This is a genomic window from Brevibacillus sp. HB1.2 (assembly GCF_013332495.1).
GTDB lineage: Bacteria > Bacillota > Bacilli > Brevibacillales > Brevibacillaceae > Brevibacillus > Brevibacillus porteri.
Genome location: NZ_JABMIU010000010.1, coordinates 18,077 through 36,940, shown reverse-complemented (window position 1 = coordinate 36,940; position 18,864 = coordinate 18,077). Strand labels below are relative to the sequence as shown.

19 protein-coding genes and 1 riboswitch are annotated in these 18,864 nt (G+C 53.1%); all 19 genes read left to right on the top strand.

Annotation, left to right across the window (positions count from 1 at the left end; genetic code table 11):
* The first annotated feature begins 88 nt into the window (after nt 1–88).
* Nucleotides 89–304: riboswitch (cobalamin riboswitch) on the top strand.
* Between the two features lie 163 nt (nt 305–467).
* The 19 genes from cobO to cobA are packed head-to-tail and all read left to right on the top strand — an operon-like array spanning nt 468 to nt 18,855.
* Nucleotides 468–1,016: a cob(I)yrinic acid a,c-diamide adenosyltransferase gene (gene cobO, locus HPY28_RS20645; protein WP_017247397.1), complete on the top strand. Its 549-nt coding sequence runs from the start codon at nt 468–470 to the stop codon at nt 1,014–1,016.
* Nucleotides 1,013–2,128, top strand: a complete 1,116-nt coding sequence (gene cobD / locus HPY28_RS20640; protein ID WP_174231294.1) for a threonine-phosphate decarboxylase CobD — start codon at nt 1,013–1,015, stop codon at nt 2,126–2,128. Before cobO ends, cobD begins: the two co-directional genes overlap by 4 nt.
* Nucleotides 2,125–2,664 (top strand): bifunctional adenosylcobinamide kinase/adenosylcobinamide-phosphate guanylyltransferase, encoded by a 540-nt coding sequence (cobU, locus tag HPY28_RS20635; RefSeq protein WP_017247395.1) that lies wholly within the window; start codon nt 2,125–2,127, stop codon nt 2,662–2,664. The genes cobD and cobU overlap by 4 nt, the downstream gene beginning before the upstream one ends.
* Nucleotides 2,661–3,401, top strand: coding sequence for an adenosylcobinamide-GDP ribazoletransferase (cobS, locus tag HPY28_RS20630; protein ID WP_017247394.1), 741 nt, complete (start codon nt 2,661–2,663; stop codon nt 3,399–3,401). The genes cobU and cobS overlap by 4 nt, the downstream gene beginning before the upstream one ends.
* A complete protein-coding gene (locus tag HPY28_RS20625; RefSeq protein WP_174231293.1) occupies nt 3,398–4,030 on the top strand; it encodes a histidine phosphatase family protein in 633 nt (210 codons plus the stop codon). The genes cobS and HPY28_RS20625 overlap by 4 nt, the downstream gene beginning before the upstream one ends.
* Nucleotides 4,027–4,977, top strand: a complete 951-nt coding sequence (gene cbiB, locus HPY28_RS20620; protein WP_174231292.1) for an adenosylcobinamide-phosphate synthase CbiB — start codon at nt 4,027–4,029, stop codon at nt 4,975–4,977. The genes HPY28_RS20625 and cbiB overlap by 4 nt, the downstream gene beginning before the upstream one ends.
* A 27-nt stretch (nt 4,978–5,004) precedes the next feature.
* The gene (gene cobJ / locus HPY28_RS20615; protein ID WP_174225381.1) at nt 5,005–6,765 is read left to right on the top strand and encodes a precorrin-3B C(17)-methyltransferase; all 1,761 of its coding nucleotides are present in this window, start codon (nt 5,005–5,007) and stop codon (nt 6,763–6,765) included.
* A gap of 37 nt (nt 6,766–6,802) precedes the next feature.
* Nucleotides 6,803–7,747 carry a sirohydrochlorin chelatase gene (locus tag HPY28_RS20610; protein ID WP_174231291.1) on the top strand — a complete coding sequence of 315 codons (945 nt, stop codon included), beginning with the start codon at nt 6,803–6,805 and terminating at the stop codon, nt 7,745–7,747.
* A 12-nt stretch (nt 7,748–7,759) separates the two neighbouring features.
* The gene (cobK, locus tag HPY28_RS20605; RefSeq protein ID WP_173623172.1) at nt 7,760–8,533 is read left to right on the top strand and encodes a precorrin-6A reductase; all 774 of its coding nucleotides are present in this window, start codon (nt 7,760–7,762) and stop codon (nt 8,531–8,533) included.
* A 2-nt stretch (nt 8,534–8,535) separates the two neighbouring features.
* Nucleotides 8,536–9,186, top strand: a complete 651-nt coding sequence (locus HPY28_RS20600) for a precorrin-8X methylmutase (RefSeq protein ID WP_017247388.1) — start codon at nt 8,536–8,538, stop codon at nt 9,184–9,186.
* A gap of 4 nt (nt 9,187–9,190) precedes the next feature.
* Nucleotides 9,191–10,327, top strand: a complete 1,137-nt coding sequence (locus HPY28_RS20595; protein ID WP_173623252.1) for a cobalt-precorrin-5B (C(1))-methyltransferase — start codon at nt 9,191–9,193, stop codon at nt 10,325–10,327.
* Nucleotides 10,290–11,519, top strand: a complete 1,230-nt coding sequence (gene cbiE / locus HPY28_RS20590; protein WP_017247386.1) for a precorrin-6y C5,15-methyltransferase (decarboxylating) subunit CbiE — start codon at nt 10,290–10,292, stop codon at nt 11,517–11,519. The genes HPY28_RS20595 and cbiE overlap by 38 nt, the downstream gene beginning before the upstream one ends.
* A complete protein-coding gene (gene cobI, locus HPY28_RS20585; protein WP_017247385.1) occupies nt 11,516–12,226 on the top strand; it encodes a precorrin-2 C(20)-methyltransferase in 711 nt (236 codons plus the stop codon). The genes cbiE and cobI overlap by 4 nt, the downstream gene beginning before the upstream one ends.
* Nucleotides 12,226–13,005: a precorrin-4 C(11)-methyltransferase gene (gene cobM, locus HPY28_RS20580; RefSeq protein WP_017247384.1), complete on the top strand. Its 780-nt coding sequence runs from the start codon at nt 12,226–12,228 to the stop codon at nt 13,003–13,005. Before cobI ends, cobM begins: the two co-directional genes overlap by 1 nt.
* Nucleotides 13,005–14,150, top strand: a complete 1,146-nt coding sequence (locus tag HPY28_RS20575) for a cobalt-precorrin 5A hydrolase (protein WP_174231290.1) — start codon at nt 13,005–13,007, stop codon at nt 14,148–14,150. The genes cobM and HPY28_RS20575 overlap by 1 nt, the downstream gene beginning before the upstream one ends.
* A complete protein-coding gene (locus HPY28_RS20570) occupies nt 14,147–15,523 on the top strand; it encodes a cobyrinic acid a,c-diamide synthase CobB (protein ID WP_017247382.1) in 1,377 nt (458 codons plus the stop codon). The genes HPY28_RS20575 and HPY28_RS20570 overlap by 4 nt, the downstream gene beginning before the upstream one ends.
* The gene (locus HPY28_RS20565) at nt 15,516–17,033 is read left to right on the top strand and encodes a cobyric acid synthase (protein WP_017247381.1); all 1,518 of its coding nucleotides are present in this window, start codon (nt 15,516–15,518) and stop codon (nt 17,031–17,033) included. Before HPY28_RS20570 ends, HPY28_RS20565 begins: the two co-directional genes overlap by 8 nt.
* The gene (cobT, locus tag HPY28_RS20560; RefSeq protein ID WP_174231289.1) at nt 17,033–18,073 is read left to right on the top strand and encodes a nicotinate-nucleotide--dimethylbenzimidazole phosphoribosyltransferase; all 1,041 of its coding nucleotides are present in this window, start codon (nt 17,033–17,035) and stop codon (nt 18,071–18,073) included. Before HPY28_RS20565 ends, cobT begins: the two co-directional genes overlap by 1 nt.
* Nucleotides 18,070–18,855, top strand: coding sequence for a uroporphyrinogen-III C-methyltransferase (gene cobA, locus HPY28_RS20555; protein WP_017247379.1), 786 nt, complete (start codon nt 18,070–18,072; stop codon nt 18,853–18,855). Before cobT ends, cobA begins: the two co-directional genes overlap by 4 nt.
* The last annotated feature ends 9 nt before the right edge of the window (nt 18,856–18,864 follow it).

Here is an 18,864-nt window from a genome sequence, read left to right as displayed (position 1 = left end):
CAGCGACGAATCAGCAGCTTTTGCTTGAATCCTCGGTAGCTTTTGCTATTATTAAAGCAAGTGCTTGTCAACGGAACGAACGACATTTACATATGGAAGAGAAACAGGTCCTTGTTTTTGCGAAACCGATTCGCAGGAGCAAGGTTAAAAGGGAAGTTTGGTGAAAAGCCAACGCGGTCCCGCCACTGTAAGAGAGTAGCTGTTCTTCAAGGCATCATGCCATCCACTGCCCATCCGGGAGCGGGAAGGAGAAGAAGAGCGATGATCCTCGAGCCAGGAGACCTGCCTGTTTTATGATTACACTGATTTCCTTCGGGTCAAAGGAAGAGGTGAGGATTGTTGCTTTTCGGCTATCCGCGCTTTGTTTTTCCTTAGGTACTGGGGGAAACAGAGCGCTTTTTTTATGCTTCGGAAAGTATTTGGAGGAAACAGCGGAGTAAAATACGTCACTTTTTGAGGTGGTCACGATGGAGAAAAACGATAAGAAGCGAGGATTGACCCTCGTTTACACAGGAGACGGCAAAGGAAAAACGACAGCGGCAGTCGGGTTGGCTGTGCGGGCGACAGGGCGCGGGAAAAAGGTGCTGATGGTTCAATTCATCAAGTCGCCAGAGCGTACATACGGAGAAAAGATTATTTTCGATAAATTGGGCATTGAAATTGTGCAAATGGGCGTCGGCTTCACATGGACGAAAACACCGGAGGAGCATCGTCAGGCATTGAAAGAAGCTTGGGCGTTTGCGAGCGAAAAGCTTTCTTCCGGAGCGTACGATGTCGTCATTTTGGATGAGCTAAATAATGCATTGGCGATTGACCGCTTCCCGATTGATGATGTGTTGCCATTGTCCGATGTGTTGGAAGCGATTCAAAATAGGCCAAGTCATATTCACCTCGTGATTACGGGACGGGCCGCAAAGCAGGAGATTTTGGACATCGCAGATTTGGTGACAGAGATGAAGCCAATCAAGCATTACTACGATGAAGGGATTCCAGCTGTGCTGGGGGTAGAGTTTTGACAAGCGCAGGTGTAATAGAGAAGTACGGTCATGGCGGAGACTTGCTGACCGCAGCGCAGCGCTTTGGTCGAGAGCCCGGGCAGTTTCTGGATTACAGTGCCAATATTAATCCGCTGGGGATGCCAGCAAGCGTTCGTGAGATGCTGCTGGATTCGCTGGCTGCTGTAGCGCATTACCCAGACCCTGGACATCGTGTGTTTCGGCGTGCGCTGGCGAAGCGGCTGCAAGTGCCGGAGGAATGGTTGCTGCCTGCCAATGGTGCAGCGGAGGCGATGGCACTGGCCATTCTCGGTCTTTCGCCGCAAACGGTTGGTGTGGTATATCCTTGCTTTTCGGAATACGCGCAACTTTCCGAGCAGTATGGTGCCCGTGTCATTGGCTGCTACGGGAAGGAAGCGAACGGGTACAAGCCCGATCCTATAGAGCTGCACACTCTTTTTACGCAGTCTGATCTCGTATTTGTCGGGTCGCCAAACAATCCGACGGGAATCCTGTATCAACCGGATGAGCTTCGCCAAATGGCGGAATGGACGAGTAAGACCAACACGTGGCTCATCGTGGATGAGGCTTTCCTCGATTTTGTGGAGGAAGATCGGCAATATACATTGGCGACGCAGCTCGAGCGCTTTCCCCGTGTGATCTTGATGCGCTCGATGACGAAAATGTACGCGATCCCGGGATTGCGCCTGGGTTATGCGATTGCGCATCCGGATGTCATTGCGAGGATGCGCCAGAAGCAAGTGAGCTGGAGCGTGAATGCACTGGCCCTTTTAGCTGGAGAACTGTGCTTGCAGGAGCAGGCATATGAGGAACAGACGCGAAGGCTCATAAAAGCAGAACGTGCGTATTTGATCGATTGCATCAGCGGTGAGTTGGGCTGGCAGGTATGGCCGGGGGAGGCAAACTTTTTGCTGCTGCGCTCACCAGAAGGATTGCCAGCGGAACAATTGCAGGCACGGCTCGGCAAAAAAGGCGTTCTGATCCGCAACTGTGCGATGTATCCCGGTCTGACGGCACATGATGTGAGAATCGCAGTGCGTGGACGAGAGGAAAATGAAAGACTTCTGGCAGCGCTCCGCGAGGTCCATGCGGAAGGAAGTGAACAGCGATGAGCTTGGTGCTGGTAACAGGCGGTGTCCGTTCAGGAAAAAGCCGCTACGCGGAAGAGCTTGCGATGAAGTTGGGCAGTCGAGTCCTGTACGTGGCGACAGGCAAGGCCTGGGATGATGAAATGAAGCAGAGAATCGAGCTGCATCAGGCACGTCGTCCGCTGGAATGGGGCTGTGTGGAGGTAGGAGAGCGATTAACCGATTACCACGCATTCAGTGAGCAGTATGATGTGGTTTTAATCGATTGTCTGTCCACCTGGGTGAGTAATCGATTGATGAGTATGGACGAGTCTGAATGGAGAAGTCCTTCACACACGCAATCCCTGCTGCAGGAGGCAGAGGCATGGCTGTCCCTCGTTCACAATTCCCCGCAAAAAGTCATTGCCGTCACAAGCGAGGTCGGATTGGGCGGTGTAGCCTTGAGTCGTTTGGGCAGATGGTTCGCGGATGTGCTGGGCGATGTCAATCAGAGAAGTGCGCGACAAGCGGACGCCGTCTACGCGGTTTTGTCGGGGATACCGTGGAGGATCAAAGGATGAATGCATTTTTACACGCGATCTCGTTTTTTACGCGTATACCGGTTCCGTGGCTTCGTCCTTCAGAGGAGGCGTGGAGAAAAAGCGTCAACTGGTATCCCGCAGTTGGTTTGGTCATCGGTTTATTGCTATGGGGTGTATATCAGGCAGGACTGGTGCTGTTTAGTCCATGGATCGCCGCTATTTTGACGCTGGTCGCATGGGTCTACGTGACCGGTGGTCTTCATATGGATGGGTGGATGGATCTCGCGGACGGTCTTGGCAGCAGCAGACCGAGAGAGCAAATCCTTTCGATTATGAAGGACAGCCGCGTAGGAGCGATGGGCGTTCTTGCTGCGATTATGCTGTTGCTGATCAAGGCGGGTGCAGTCGCAGAGCTCGCACATCCGGGATGGGGCAGCTTTTTGATCGTAGCACCAGTAGCAGCGCGGACACATGTGCTTTTGTCGATTAAGCTCTGGCCGTATCTTTCGGCAGATAAAGGGATCGGAAAAGGCATCAGTGCTGGGCTTTCCGTTTCCTCTATCATCGTGAGCTACATCATCGTGTTTGCCGCAGGTTGGTATCTTGGGGGCTTGCAGGTCATCACAGCCATTTTCCTGTCACTGTTGTTCGCTCTATTGTTTTCACGCTCGGTTTCAAAAAAATTGGGTGGACTAAATGGAGACTGCTACGGGGCTGTTATCGAAAGCAGTGAAGCAGTCGTTCTCTTGGTGTTAGTCGGGAGCTGGTGGTTATGAAGCTAGTTTGGATACGTCACGGGGAGACAGACAGCAATCGTGAGCATCGATATTTGGGGCATAGTGACGTTCCTTTGAATGAACGCGGGTATCTGCACGCGAGTGAGTTGGCAAAGGAATTACCTGTGCTCATCGGGCAACCTGCTGTGATCTATTCCAGTGATCTGCTCAGATGCATCCAGACTGCCGAACCGCTCGCAGCTGCTTGGGGATTATCAGTTATTCCGGAACCAGCACTGCGAGAGCTGTCTTTTGGTGAGTGGGAGCTGATGACCTACGATGAGCTGATGCAGTCGGACCCTGTGCGAGCCACGAGGTGGTACGACGATCCTTTTCGAAATCGACCTCCACAAGGGGAGAGTCTGGAAGAGCTGGGGATGCGCGTGGATGGTTGGCTACGGTCCTTGTTGGAGAGAGTGGGCAAGGAGGAGGCATCCGATACAGTCGTCATCGTCACACATGGCGGCGTGATCCGCTGGTTTCAGGCCGCGTGGCTCGAAAACAATCCTGACCGATATTGGCAGGTCGATGGCATTAAGCATGGGGAGGCTCTAGTAGCGGAATGCTTGGATGCGGAAGGACAGAGCTGGATGCGACAACCCCTGAAGAGTAAGAGAGGGACAACATGACAGAAGTATGGATTTTATGCGCGGCCTATTTGATTGATCGAGTTGTAGGAGACCCCCGGAGCCTGCCACATCCAGTGATCATCATGGGCTGGTGGATTACACGATTGGAGCGGGTTATTCGTTCTCTCGTCAAAGAGGAGTCGCATTTGAAGCTGGCAGGAGTCCTGTTCCCGCTCGTGATCGTAGGCGGCAGCTACGCTGTTGTTTGGCTGCTTTTGTGGGGAGTCACGTTCATCCATCCGGTGCTTGCCTGGATCTTGGGTGCCTGGTTGATATCCACGACGATTGCAACAAAAGGCTTGGCTGATGCCGGGATGGAGATTGCTCGTCATCTCGTGGCTGGGGATATGGAAGCGGCGAGACGGTCCTTGTCCATGGTAGTGGGACGTGATACAGAGCGGTTAGATGAACCGGAAGTATGTCGGGGAGCGGTAGAAACCGTGGCGGAAAACATCGTCGATGCGATCGTCTCTCCGCTGATTTTCGCAGCGATTGGGGGAGCGCCGTTGGCAATGGCGTATCGTGCCGCCAACACTCTCGACTCCATGGTTGGCTATAAAAACGAGAAGTATAGGAATCTCGGCTGGGCATCCGCCCGCTTTGACGATGTACTGAACTACATACCCGCCCGTTTGACAGCTTTGTTGCTCGTTGCCGCAAGCTGGCTGCAGCGATTGGATTGGAAGCGGTGCTGGGCAATGATCAGAAGAGATGCACACTTGCATCCGAGTCCTAACAGTGGTTTGCCAGAAGCTGGAGTCGCTGGTGCATTAGGCGTGCAACTCGGGGGACTGAATTATTACCAAGGTGTTGCATCGAATCGGGCAAAAATGGGAGATGCGAAACGACCATTGCAGGCAAGTGATATTGTCACGACGATTCGTTTGATGTATCTCGTTTCGCTCTTATGTCTGCTCGTTAGCGTGATGATATCAATTTTATTATAAATAGGAAGCGAAAAGGGGAGGGGCCTTATGAGCGGCAAGTTGTTTGTGATCGGATTTGGTCCAGGAAGTTTTGAGCATATCACCAAGCGGGCGCGGGAAGCCCTGCAGGAGTCCGATATCATTATCGGCTATTCCACTTACGTAGATTTGATCCGCGGACTTTTGACGAATCAGCAAATCGTCAGCACAGGGATGACGGAAGAAGTGACGCGTGCACGGGAAGCCGTGCGTCAGGCGGAAGAGGAAGGCAAAAAGGTAGCGGTCATTTCCAGTGGAGACTCAGGTGTTTACGGGATGGCAGGTCTCGTATATGAGGTGTTGGTGGAAAAAGGCTGGACAGAAGCAACCGGTGTACCAATCGAAATCGTGCCGGGCATCTCGGCGATCAATTCCTGTGGGGCAATTCTCGGTGCGCCTATCATGCACGACGCATGCACGATCAGTCTGAGTGATCACTTGACGCCTTGGGAACTGATTGCCAAACGGATTGACGCAGCAGGGATGGCTGACTTTGTAATCGCGTTGTACAACCCGCGCAGCGGACGACGTACCCGCCAGATTGTGGAAGCGCAACGCATTCTTTTGCAGTACCGCTCACCAGATACGCCAGTCGGCATTGTAAAAAGTGCTTATCGCGACCGGGAAACGGTTGTCGTGACGACCCTGGCGCAAATGCTGGAGCATGATATCGGCATGTTGACCACCGTGATTATTGGAAATACATCGACGTTTGTATACGACGGCAAAATGATTACGCCGCGCGGCTACCAGCGCAAATACACGCTGTCTGCCGATGAGCAGCCACTGAAGCCGCATCAGCGTCTGCGTGTAGAAAATGAGCCGTGGTCGCTCGAGGCCTCCGAGGAGAGCAGCCTTGCGTCAGCTCCGGAAGCACCAGCGACACCGAAGGCAGAAAGACCAGTAGCCGTTACCGAGGACAGAGTAACGGCTACAGAACCAGCAAATTATGCTGCAACAAGCACGGCCGTACTGGAAGCGCTGCCTGCAACAGAGGTAGAGGCACCAAAAGCTCCTTTCGCATGGGCGATGGAGGCGTTGACTGCTATCAATGCGGCGAAAGGCATTGAAACCAAGTCCGCTTCCGGCCAAGTCCATCGTCCGGTATCTACCTTTACGCCAGAGATGATTTTCGAATGCGCGATAAGTCCGGGTGTTGCTAACAAAAAAATCACGCCGCTGCAAATGATGGCGATTGCCGAAGTGGCTGGAGAAAAAGGCGAGATCGAATACACCCCACACCACCAGATGATTTTGCGCGTGCCGACGGCCAATCCTGCCAGCATCACTAGCCGCTTGCGAGAGCTTGGACTGATTCTCAGCCCGATCGGAGACGTTTTGCAGGTAAAAGCTTGCGATTTCTGCGACGGTGAGAAAAAAGACAGCATTCCTTATGCCGACGAGCTGCACCAAAAGTTGGGCGGAAAAGAAATGCCGAAGGAACTGAAGATCGGCTTCAACGGCTGCGGGATGGCGTGCTACGGCGCGGTTCAAGAGGATATCGGGATCGTATTTCGCAAAGGAAAGTTCGATTTATTCCTGGGAGCAAAAACGGTGGGGCGCAATGCACACTCCGGTATTCCGGTAGCAGAAGGCATCGAAAAAGAAGAGATTGTTCCACTCGTGGAGCGAATCGTGAACCGATTCAAAAAAGAAGCATTTCCGAACGAGCGGTTCCACAAGTTTTTCCAACGTGTAGGTGAGCTGGAGGGCTACGCATGGTACGAGCCAGCAAAAGCTGAAATCGAGAATGCTGCCTGCGGAGATTAATGCAAGAACACTGAATAAAAAACGAGGGGGACATAAAATGGACGCAGTATTATTTGTAGGTCATGGAAGCAAGGACCCGGAAGGTAATGAAGAGATTCGCCAGTTTGTGGCGACACTAACGCCTGACTTGGATGTTCCGATTATCGAGACGTGCTTTCTGGAGTTTGCCCGTCCTGACATGCTGCAAGGATTGAATACATGCGTGGCACGGGGGGCAACCCGCGTGGCGGTGATTCCAATCATTCTGTTCTCTGCCGGACATGCAAAAATTCATATTCCAGCTGCCATCGACGAGGCAAAGGAGCTGCACCCACACGTTCAGTTCATCTACGGACGCCCGATCGGCATTCACGACGAAGTGATCAATATTTTGACCGCGCGTATGGAAGGGGCAGGCTTTGCCTCCGGGGAAGACCATGATGACCTGGCTGTACTCGTAATCGGACGCGGCAGCAGCGATGCAGATGCCAACAGCGATATTTACAAAATGTCCCGACTGTTCTGGGAGCGCTACAAAGCCAAGTGGGTAGAGACTGCCTTTATGGGCGTGACGTATCCGCTGTACGACGAGGGCGTTGAGCGTTGCCTGAAGTTGGGTGCGAAGCGCATTGTTCTCTTGCCGTACTTCTTGTTCACGGGTGTGTTGATCAAACGGATGAGCGATCAACTGGAGAAGTTCCGTGAGCAATATCCAGAAGCCCAGTTCGAAATGGCCGAGTATTTTGGCTTCCATCCGTTGTTGAAAGAAGTGCTCAAGGATCGTGTGGTGGAAGCGTTGCACGGGGAAGTGAAGCTGAACTGTGATACCTGTCAGTACAGGCTGGCAGCGATGGAACACATCGACCATCACCATCACCACCACGATGACGAGCATGGACATCATCACCACCATGGTCACCACCACCACCATCATCACGACCATGACCATGATCACGATCATGACCACAAGCATGATCACAAGCACGACCACGTTACCAAGTAGGAGGGAGACAGCATGATTCTGGTACTGGCTGGAACGAGCGACGCGCGCGAGTTGGCTTTGCAAATCAAGGATAAGGGCTACGAGCTGTTGACGACGGTCGTCACTGACAATGCTGCGAAAAGCATGGAGGAGGCAGGCGTGCCTGTTCAGGTCGGACGCCTGACCGCCGAAGATATTCAGCAGCTGATTCAAGAGAGAGCCGTGCAATGCGTGGTCGACGCGAGTCATCCCTTCGCAGAGGAAGCCTCCAAAAACGCCATGGCAGGAGCACAGGGCGCAGGAGTCCCCTACATTCGCTACGAGCGTGAAAGCCTCTCCTCACCTGGCAGCGAGAAGCTGATTGTAGTAGAAGACTACGTACAAGCGGCTGAGCTGGCGGCAGAAAAGCGTGGCATCATCATGCTGACGACAGGAAGCAAGACGCTGAAAACGTTCACGGATCGTCTGTTGGGCCTACCGGATACTACGGTGGTCGCCCGAATGCTGCCGCGTCTTGACAATATGCAGAAATGCGAAGAGCTCGGTGTTGAGCAAAAAAACATCGTCGCGATGCAAGGTCCTTTTTCCAAGGAGCTGAACAAAGCGCTCTACGATCATTATGGTGTTACGCTGATGATCACCAAGGAGAGTGGCAAGGTAGGCGCTTTTGACGAAAAGGTGGAAGCGGCACTGGAAATGGGCATCGAAACAATCGTCATCGGTCGTCCGAAGATCGATTATGGAACGAAGTTTTCCGATTACGCAAGCGTGCTGAGCGAACTTAAACAAGCGACTGGAGGAAACTAACTATGGATTTCAAAACGGAATTTAAACCAATGACCGTACAACCGCAAGAGATTGAGGAATTGAGCTTTCAAATCATTACAGATGAGCTGGGCGAGCATTCTTTTACGGAAGAACAATATCCGGTAGTACAACGCGTCATCCACGCATCCGCAGACTTTGACCTTGGACGCAGCCTTGTTTTCCACCCGAACGCAGTAAAATCGGGAATCGAAGCAATCCGCAGCGGCAAAATCGTCGTAGCAGACGTACAAATGGTGCAAGTCGGCATCAGCAAAAACCGCATTGAAAAATTCGGCGGAGAAGTAAAGGTGTACATCTCTGACCGCGATGTGATGGAAGAGGCGAAGCGTCTGAATACGACCCGCGCGATCATTTCCATGCGCAAAGCGATCAAGGAAGCAGATGGCGGAATCTTTTGCATCGGAAACGCACCTACAGCACTCCTGGAGCTGATCCGTATGGTGAAGGAAGGCGAAGCAAAGCCAGGTCTGGTGATCGGGATGCCAGTCGGCTTCGTATCTGCGGCAGAATCCAAGGAAGAGCTGGCGAAGCTCGATATCCCATTCATCACGAACATGGGACGTAAAGGCGGAAGCCCAGTAACCGTAGCAGCATTGAATGCCATTTCGATTATGGCGGAACGGTTGGGCTAAGCAGATGGCAGCCAAAGCAGCAACGGACGAAAAAGAGGCAAAACCCCTCCGCCACGGATATACGACTGGATCATGTGCAACGGCGACGACCAAGGCTGCTTTGATCGCGCTGATTACTCAGGAAGAGCAAAGCCAAGCGACGATTCGCCTGCCAATCGGCGAGGACGTCACCTTTCAGATGGAGAGCTGTGAATTTTCATGGGAGAGGGCGACAGTAGGTACGATCAAGGATGGAGGAGACGACCCTGACGCGACACACGGTGCCCTTATCCTTTCTACCGTAGAATGGTCGGATGAGCCCGGCATTATTTTGGATGGCGGACTCGGTGTGGGACGGGTGACCAAGCCAGGTTTGCCCGTTCCGATTGGCGAGGCAGCGATCAATCCCGTCCCGCGCAAAATGATCAGGGAAACCGCGCAGGCTGTTCTGGATGAGTACGGGACGAAACGCGGGATCAAAATCGTCATCTCCGTGCCTGCGGGCGAGGAAATCGCCAAAAAAACATTGAATGGACGACTCGGCATACTCGGCGGCATCTCCATTTTGGGGACGCGTGGAATCGTGGTGCCGTTTTCCACTTCTGCCTACAAGGCAAGCGTGGCGCAAGCGGTCAACGTCGCCAAGGAAGCCGGCTGCGATCATATTGTGCTGTCGACGGGTGGAAAGAGTGAATCCTACGGGGTCGCTACTTATCCAGAGCTGTCGGAAGAAGCATTCGTGGAAATGGGCGATTTCGTCGGCTTTTCCCTCAAGCAGTGCAAAAACAAAAAGATGCGCAAAGTGACCTTGGTCGGGATGATGGGCAAGTTTTCCAAGGTAGCGCAGGGCGTCATGATGGTTCATTCCAAAAGCGCACCCGTCGATTTCGGCTTCCTCGCCCAAATGGCAGCAGATGCGGGAGCTTCGCAGGAGCGTATTGACGAAATTTTGGGAGCCAACACCGCTTCACAGGTAGGCGATATGATGGTGGACACGCCCGCCTTTTTCGAGATCATGTGCGAAAACTGCTGTCGTGCTGCACTAAAGGAAGTGGGCGGCGGCATCGAGGTTGAAACCATCATCATCACAATGAAAGGGTCCCTGTTGGGAAGGGTGACGATCAATGACACAGGCGATGAAAGTAATTGGAATCGGGGATGATGGACAGCAGAGCCTGCTGCCGTTGTACCGGACATGGATAGAAGAAAGTGAACTGTTGGTTGGAGGAGAGCGACACCTCAGCTTTTTCCCGGAGTATACAGGGGAAAAGCGTGTGCTGAAGGGCGGTCTGACTGCCATGGTGGAGGAGCTGCGCACAGAAACGCGCAAGACGGTCATTCTGGCGTCAGGTGACCCGCTCTTTTACGGCATCGGCAGCTTGCTTGCCAAAAAACTGAACGTGGAGATTTACCCGCACCTCAGCTCCATTCAGCTCGCTTTTGCCAAAATGGGTGAAGCATGGCAGGATGCGACACTTGCCAGTGTACACGGGCGCAGTATCAAAGGTCTGGCACAGCGGATCGACGGAAAGGAAAAGGTCGCGCTGTTGACGGATCGGGAGAACTCGCCAGCAGCGATTGCCAAGTACCTCCTTTCGTTTCAGATGACTGAGTACGATGCGTTTGTGGCGGAGAATCTGGGCAGTGCCGAAGAGCGGACGGGCTGGTATTCCCTTGAGGAAATGGCGGACGGTGTCTTCTCTGATCTGAATGTCGTGATTTTGAAAAAACGCCGTCCAAGCCCAGTATGGCCGTTCGGAATCGCAGACGAGGAGTTCTCTCAGCGCAAGCCGGACAAGGGACTCATTACGAAAAAAGAAGTGCGTATATTAAGCATTGCCCAGCTGCAATTGCATGCCAAAAGCATCGTCTGGGACATCGGCACCTGCACAGGCTCTGTCGCCATTGAAGCGGCACGAATTGCGCGTGAGGGTGAAGTGTACGGCGTAGAGAAGAACGCGGACGATCTGGAAAACTGCCGCCAGAACATGGCGAAGTTTCGCACGGATTTGACAGTGGTCAATGCACGCGCCCCACATGGCCTCGATCAATTCCCAGACCCGGACGCTGTATTCATCGGAGGTAGCGGTGGAGAATTGCGTGAGCTGTTGAATATCTGTTGCACACGACTGCGCCCGAATGGCCGGATTGTGGTGAACGCAGCGACCATTGAGACATTGTACGAAGCGACACAAGCATTCGCGCAGGAAGGATTCGAGACATCGGTGACACTGGCGCAGCTATCGCGCAGCAAGCCGATTTTGTCCCTGACACGCTTTGAAGCATTGAATCCGATCTACATCATTACGGCTTGGGCCAAGCAGGCAGAAGAACAAGGAGGAGACATCAAGTGACTAAGATCGGAACATTGTACGGACTGGGCGTAGGTCCCGGCGACCCTGAATTGATTACCGTCAAGGCATTTCGTCTATTACAGCAATCGCCAGTGATTGCGTACCCGAAAAAACGGATGGGCAGCAAAAGCTACGCGCATCAAATCGCGGAGCTGTATGTGCAGTCCCCAGACAAGGAAATGCTCGGACTCGTATTCCCGATGACGCGGGACAAAGAAATTTTGGAGCGCGAGTGGAACAACACGGTGGAGATCGTCTGGGAGCGTTTGTCTGAAGGCAAGGACGTCGCTTTTGTAACGGAAGGCGATCCGATGTTTTACAGCACGTTTATCCACATGATGCGCGTCATGCATGAGGAGCATCCGGAAGTGCCAGTCGTGTCGGTGCCAGGTGTGTCTTCGTTTTTGGGAGCAGCTTCCCGCTTCAATCTGCCACTGGCGGATGGCGACGAGCAGATCGGAATCATCCCGGCAACAGAAGACAAGGAAGCCATGCGCAAAGCGCTTGAGAACCACGATACCGTCGTGTTCCTGAAGGTAGCAAAAGTACTGCCAATGATCATTGGCTTGCTGAAAGAAATGGGGCTGGCTGAAAAGGCAGCGGTAGCAACCAAGGTTACTTCCTCCGAGGAAATGGTTTGGACCGATATGCGTGAACTGGAGCGGGCAGAGCTTAGCTATCTTACACTGATGGTGGTGAAAAAGTAATGAAACTGTACATAGTAGGAGCGGGTCCCGGCGACCCTGATTTGATTACGGTAAAAGGCTTGAAGCTGCTGCAAAAGGCAGACGTCATTATGTATACAGACTCTCTCGTGAATGAGGAATTGGTAGCAATGGGCAACCCCGAAGCAGAAGTACTGCAAAGCTCGGGTATGGCATTGGAAGAAATGGTAGAGCAGTTGGTAGACCGGATTAGCAGTGGAAAAACAGTCGTACGCTTGCATACGGGCGATCCATCGATTTATGGCGCCATCATGGAACAAATCGCACTGTTAAAGGAAAAAGGCATCGAGGTAGAAATCGTACCGGGTGTGAGCTCCGTATTTGCGGCAGCGGCAGCAGTAGGAGCCGAGCTGACGATTCCTGATCTGACGCAGACGATCATCCTCACCCGCGCGGAAGGTCGCACACCAGTGCCTGAAAGAGAAAAACTGCGTGCACTCGGCGAGCATCATTGCACGTTGGCACTATACCTTAGCGCGACTTTGACGAAAAAAGTAGTCCGCGAGCTGGTCGAAGCTGGTTGGAGCGAGGACACACCTGTCGCAGTCGTACAACGTGCGAGCTGGCCGGATCAATTGATCGTTCGCACGACGTTGAAAAACTTGGACGAAGACATGGGTAAAAACGGCATTCGCAAGCACGCAATGATTTTGGCTGGCTGGGCATTGGATCCGAACATTCACGACAAGAGCGAGCAGTACCGTTCCAAGCTGTACGACAAAACCTTTACACACGGGTTCAGAAAAGGTGTGAAAGAATAATGAAGATCATCGAACTGATCGAGGGAGAAATCCCTCCTATCGAGCAGCGCGGAGACTATGCCATTGTCGCGATCACAAAGCACGGAGTAGAGATGGCGCGTGATTTGGCGCAAAAATTTCCTGGAACAGACTTGTACTACATGAGCAAGTTTGAGCGGGGAGACGAGGAAGCGCGCGGCATCCAGCTTTTTTCAAACAGCGTACGGATGCTGTTTCCAGCTCTCTGGCCTGCGTATAAAGGTTTAATTATCATTATTTCTCTGGGTGCGGTTATTCGGATGATCGCACCTTTGCTTGAAGATAAAAAGAAAGATCCGGGTGTCGTCGTTGTCGATGACCGTGGGGAGAATGTCATCAGTGTGCTGTCCGGTCATTTGGGCGGTGCCAATGAGCTGGCTCGCGAGGTAGCGGCAGTCATGGGTGCTCGTCCGATTATCACGACAGCATCTGACGTACAAAAGACGATTCCGGTCGATCTATTCGGTAGACGTTTTGGCTGGGAGTGGGATTCCGCTGAAAAGCTGACCCCTGTCAGTGCTTCTGTCGTAAATGAGGAGCGCGTAGCTGTCATCAATGAATCCGGTGAACGCGACTGGTGGATGCATGATACACCGATGCCACCATCCATCAAGGAATACGCGACAATCGCTGAGGCAAAAGCCGATCAGCCGCAAGCTGCTCTAGTCGTTTCTCATCGCTGTCTCACACCGGAGGAACAATCGATTTTGGACAACGGTGTCCTTTATCGTCCGAAGGTCATCGTGCTCGGGATGGGCTGCAACCGTGGAACCTCCGCAGAGGAGATCGAGGCAGTCATCAAGGAAACGCTGGATGAACTGCAATTTTCAATCAAAAGTGTCAAAGCATTGGCGACCATCGAGCTGAAAAAGGATGAAGCGGGTCTGATCGCCGTTTGCGAAAAATACGGCTGGCCATTCGTCTGGTATTCGCCTGAAGAGTTGAATCAGGTAGAAATCAGCGATCCGTCTGATACCGTCTTCAAATTCACCGGAGCGTACGGAGTGAGCGAGCCCGCCGTGAAGCTGTATACTGGCGCAGACGAACTCGTTTTGACCAAGAAGAAGTCGGGCAACACCACCATTTCGGTCGGATTGATGCCCTATCATGAGGAGGAGCGCGCATGACGGACAGCCGCCGTATTGTGATTGCCGGAACAGGCAGCGGAGCGGGTAAGACAACCGTTACCATCGGACTGATGGCTGCTCTGAAAAGAAAAGGGCATACCGTACAGGGCTTCAAGTGCGGACCTGACTACATCGATCCCACGTATCATACGGCTGTAACGGGGAGAGCTTCGCGCAATCTGGACAGCTTTATGTTGGAGCACGAGATCGTGAAAGAGATTTTTGTCCGTGGCAGCGAGGGTGCAGACATCTCGATTATCGAGGGCGTTATGGGCATGTACGATGGCAAGGAAGCGACCAGCGATAAAGGCAGCACGGCCGAAATCAGCATCCTGACTGGCACCCCGGTTCTGTTGGTGGTCAATTGTCAGAGCATGGCTCGCAGTGCGGCTGCGATTGTCAAAGGCTTTCAACTGCTCAATCCACAGGCGAGAATCGTCGGTGTCATCGCGAACAAGGTCGGCAGTGAAGGCCATCACAAAATCGTGAAGGCAGCGATCGAGCAGGAGTGCGGGATTCCGGTCGTGGGCTACCTGAAACGGGAGAACGAGCTGGAAATACCGGAACGTCATCTCGGATTGGTGCCATCTGTTGAGCGTGGAGAGCTGACACCGCTGTTTGAAAAGCTGGCTGATCTGATTGCGGAGACAGTCGATTTGGAGCAAATCTGGGAGCTGGCAAAGGCAGAGCCGCTGCAAGCAGAACCTACGTTGTTTGCTCCGCGAAAAGCATCTGCCGATGTCACCATTGCTGTTGCGAAGGACCCTGCTTTTCATTTTTACTATCCGGAAAATTTGGAGCTGCTCGAAGCATATGGCGCGAAGCTCGCGTTCTTTTCTCCGCTGGCCGGAGAGGGAGTGCCTGAGGACGCGGATGGCTTGTACATTGGGGGAGGCTTCCCGGAGGAATTTGCAGCAGAGCTATCGCAAAATGAAGCGGTGAAACTATCGATCCGATCTGCGATCACAAAAGGCTTGCCTACCTTGGCTGAGTGCGGCGGCTACATGTTTTTGACAGAGGCAATCGTGACGACCGAGGGCGACAGTTATCCGATGGTGGGGCTCATCCCAGGCAAGGTGACCATGCAAAAAAAGCTCGCAGCGCTTGGCTATCGGGAAGTGCGCGGCATGGAAGGCAATTTCTTGCTCGGCACCGAAGAACAGGCAAAAGGGCATGAATTCCATTACTCGACGTATGCTTCGGATCAACAATTACCAACAGCCTACGAAACAAAAGGACTTCGCGGTACGAAGCCGGAGGGCTATGCCCAGGGGAATCTGGTCGCAGGCTATACTCACTTGCATTTTGGCTCCAATCCCGAACTGGTTGAGCGTTGGTTGAACCGTTGCGCGGAGGTGGCCGCTCGTGCCTAAAACCCTCCCGTTGATGGTGCAAGGTACTAGCTCGGATGCAGGAAAAAGTGCGATTGCTACAGCGCTGTGCCGGATTTTTGCCCAAGATGGCTACAAGACAGCTCCGTTCAAATCGCAAAATATGGCGTTGAATTCCTACGTGACGTTGGATGGAAAAGAAATCGGCCGGGCACAGGGCGTTCAGGCAGAAGCAGCAGGAATTCTGGCGACGACCGACATGAACCCCATTTTGATCAAGCCGACGCGAGATTCCGAATCGCAAATTGTCGTCAACGGCGAGCCATATGGCAACATGAAAGCTTTTGCCTATCGCACGGAATTTTATCACGAGGGCTTGCGGATCATTGAGGAAGCGTATCAACGACTCGCCAGCTCCTATGAGCGGGTCGTCATTGAAGGGGCTGGCAGTCCGGCAGAGGTTAATCTGAATGACCGCGAGCTCGTCAATATGCGGGTCGCTCGTCTCACGAACGCGCCCGTCATTTTGGTGGCAGACATCGAGCGTGGGGGTGTGTTTGCTAGCTTGGTCGGTACCCTCCAGCTGCTCGAACCCGAAGATCGGGACCGCGTGATCGGAGTCATCATCAATCGTTTTCGCGGTGATTTGACACTTTTGCAGCCGGGGCTGGACTGGTTCGAGGAATACACAGGCAAGCCTGTCCTTGGTGTCGTGCCATTTATTCCAGACTTGTGGATCGATGCGGAGGATTCGCTGATTTTGCACCGTTATCAAGGCCAGCGTGAGACACCGCGAGAGATTGACATTGCGGTTTTACGCTACCCGCGAATTTCCAACTTTACAGACGTGGACCCGTTTTTTGTAGAGCCGGATTGCCGGATGCGCTTTGTGACACGTTTGGAAGAGCTGGGTGAGCCCGACCTGATTGTCTTGCCGGGCAGCAAGAATACACTTGAGGATTTGCAATTTCTGCGAGAGACAGGTCTTGCTGCGGCGGTCAAAGACCTTCATCATAAAGGGAAGACGTATATCGTCGGTTTGTGCGGCGGCTATCAAATGCTGGGAGATTCTATTCACGATCCTGCTGGGGTCGAGTCTCCGTTGCAGCAGCTTGATGGGCTGGGTCTCATCCCGATGATCACGACGATGGAGCAGAAGAAAACGACAGTTTTGTCCCGCGGTGAAGCAGTATTTGCGAAGGAAAAACTGACGGTGGAAGGCTACGAGATTCACATGGGGCAATCTGCTTATTCGAGCAATGAGTTTCCTTTTATCCAGATGGAGGGGCGTACGGAGGGCTATTGTCAGGAGGAGCGTCAGATGATCGGCACGTATTTTCATGGGCTGTTTCACAATGACCACTTCCGCACGCTGTTGCTGAATACCATCCGTGAGAAAAAAGGTCTCCCACCTATCACTGAGCGCCCATCCTTTGTCGCTCTGAGAGAGCAGGGATACGATCTGTTGGCGGATACCGTTCGTCGCCATGTGAAGTTGGATACGATCGAAGAGTACATGAAGGCTTTTCAAGAAAAAGAGGTGCAGGTGTAATGTCAGTCATTTATCCGGCGATTGAGCCACGAAATCAGGAAGCAAGTGAGCAAACGAGACAGCATGTGGATCAGTTGACCAAGCCGCTTGGCAGCCTTGGTCGCTTGGAGCAATTGGCTATTGAGCTGGCTGGGATGACAGGTGAGACGATGCCTGTTGTGACACCGCCGGGCGTGCTTGTTTTTGCGGCCGATCACGGTGTGGCACGGGAAGGTGTCTCTGCCTATCCGCAGGAAGTGACAGCGCAAATGGTGCTGAATATGGTTCATGGCGGAGCTGGAGTCAACGTCTTCGCCAGACAAATCGGAGCCATCCAAAAAATCGTAGATGTCGGTGTATCGGTCGAGGTCGAAGCACCGGGTGTTTACAACAAACGAATCAGAGCAGGCTCGGGCAATATGCTGAAAGAAGCAGCGATGACAGCAGACGAAGCGCAGCGCTCCATCGCAGTTGGCCTTGAAATGGCAGAAGCGATTATCGGGGAAGGCGCCAAAGTCCTGATCGTCGGTGAAGTGGGGATTGGCAACACGACAGCTAGCAGTGCGATTCTGTCAGCCTTAACCGGAGCTGATCCTGAGCAAATCGTCGGACGAGGAACAGGACTGGATGACGCAGGCTGGCAGCGTAAAAAGGCAGTTGTTCGTGATGTGCTTGCGCTGCATCGCCCGGATGCAACCAATCCATTGGACGTTTTGGCAAAAGTCGGAGGACTGGAAATCGGAGCAATGGCAGGGGCGATCATGGGAGCAGCTTCTCGCCGTGTCCCTGTGCTGCTGGACGGCTTTATCGCTACGGTAGCGGCTTTGCTGGCTGTTCGCATGGAGCCACTCGTTGCTGATTACTTGATCGCGGGTCACCGTTCTGAGGAGCCGGGGCATGACTTTGTCCTACAAGCATTAGGCAAGGAGCCATTACTCAGCCTGAATTTGCGACTGGGCGAAGGAAGCGGAGCAACATTGGCGTTTCCAATCGTGGAAGCAGCGACACGGATGGTTCGTGAGATGGCGACATTTTCATCAGCAGGAGTAAGTGACCGATGAGCGGCGCGGGCAAAGTCTATCTCGTAGGAGCTGGCCCTGGTGATCCAAAGCTGATTACTGTAAAAGGAATGGAATGCCTACAAAAGGCAGAGGTGGTTGTGTATGATCGTCTCGCAAATCCAGCTCTGCTGGAGTACGCGTCACAGACGGCAGAACGCATCTACTGCGGCAAGCTGCCGGATCATCACACGATGAGACAGGAATCCATTAACGAGCTGTTAGCGGAAAAGGCGCTGGAAGGAAAAGTTGTCGTTCGGTTAAAAGGTGGCGATCCTTGTGTGTTTGGTCGTGCGGGAGAAGAAGCGCAGCATTTGGCTGAGCGAGGAATTGCCTTTGAAATCGTCCCGGGAGTAACAGCTGGAATTGCAGCCTCGGCGTACGCGGGTATTCCCGTGACACACCGCGATCACGGCTCGTCATTCGCTGTCGTGACGGGACATTTGCGAGAAGACAAGCCGGAGTTGGCTGTAGAAAAATGGCGTGCTCTCGCGAATGGCATCGACACCGTTGCCTTTTACATGGGGGTAGCCAATCTGCCGTTGATCCGCACCCAGTTAATCAAGCATGGACGCGATCCGCATACGCCAGTAGCTGTCATCTCTTGGGGAACACTCCCGCAGCAAGCGGTGGTCACGGGTACCTTGGCTGATATTGAGGAACGTTTGGCCCAAAACAGTCACATCACGAATCCAGCTATCATTTTGGTCGGTGATGTCGTGAAGATGCGTGAGAAAATCAACTGGTTTGAAGCTACGCTTGGAATGGAGCGAGTGCAACAATAGGAAGCCGAG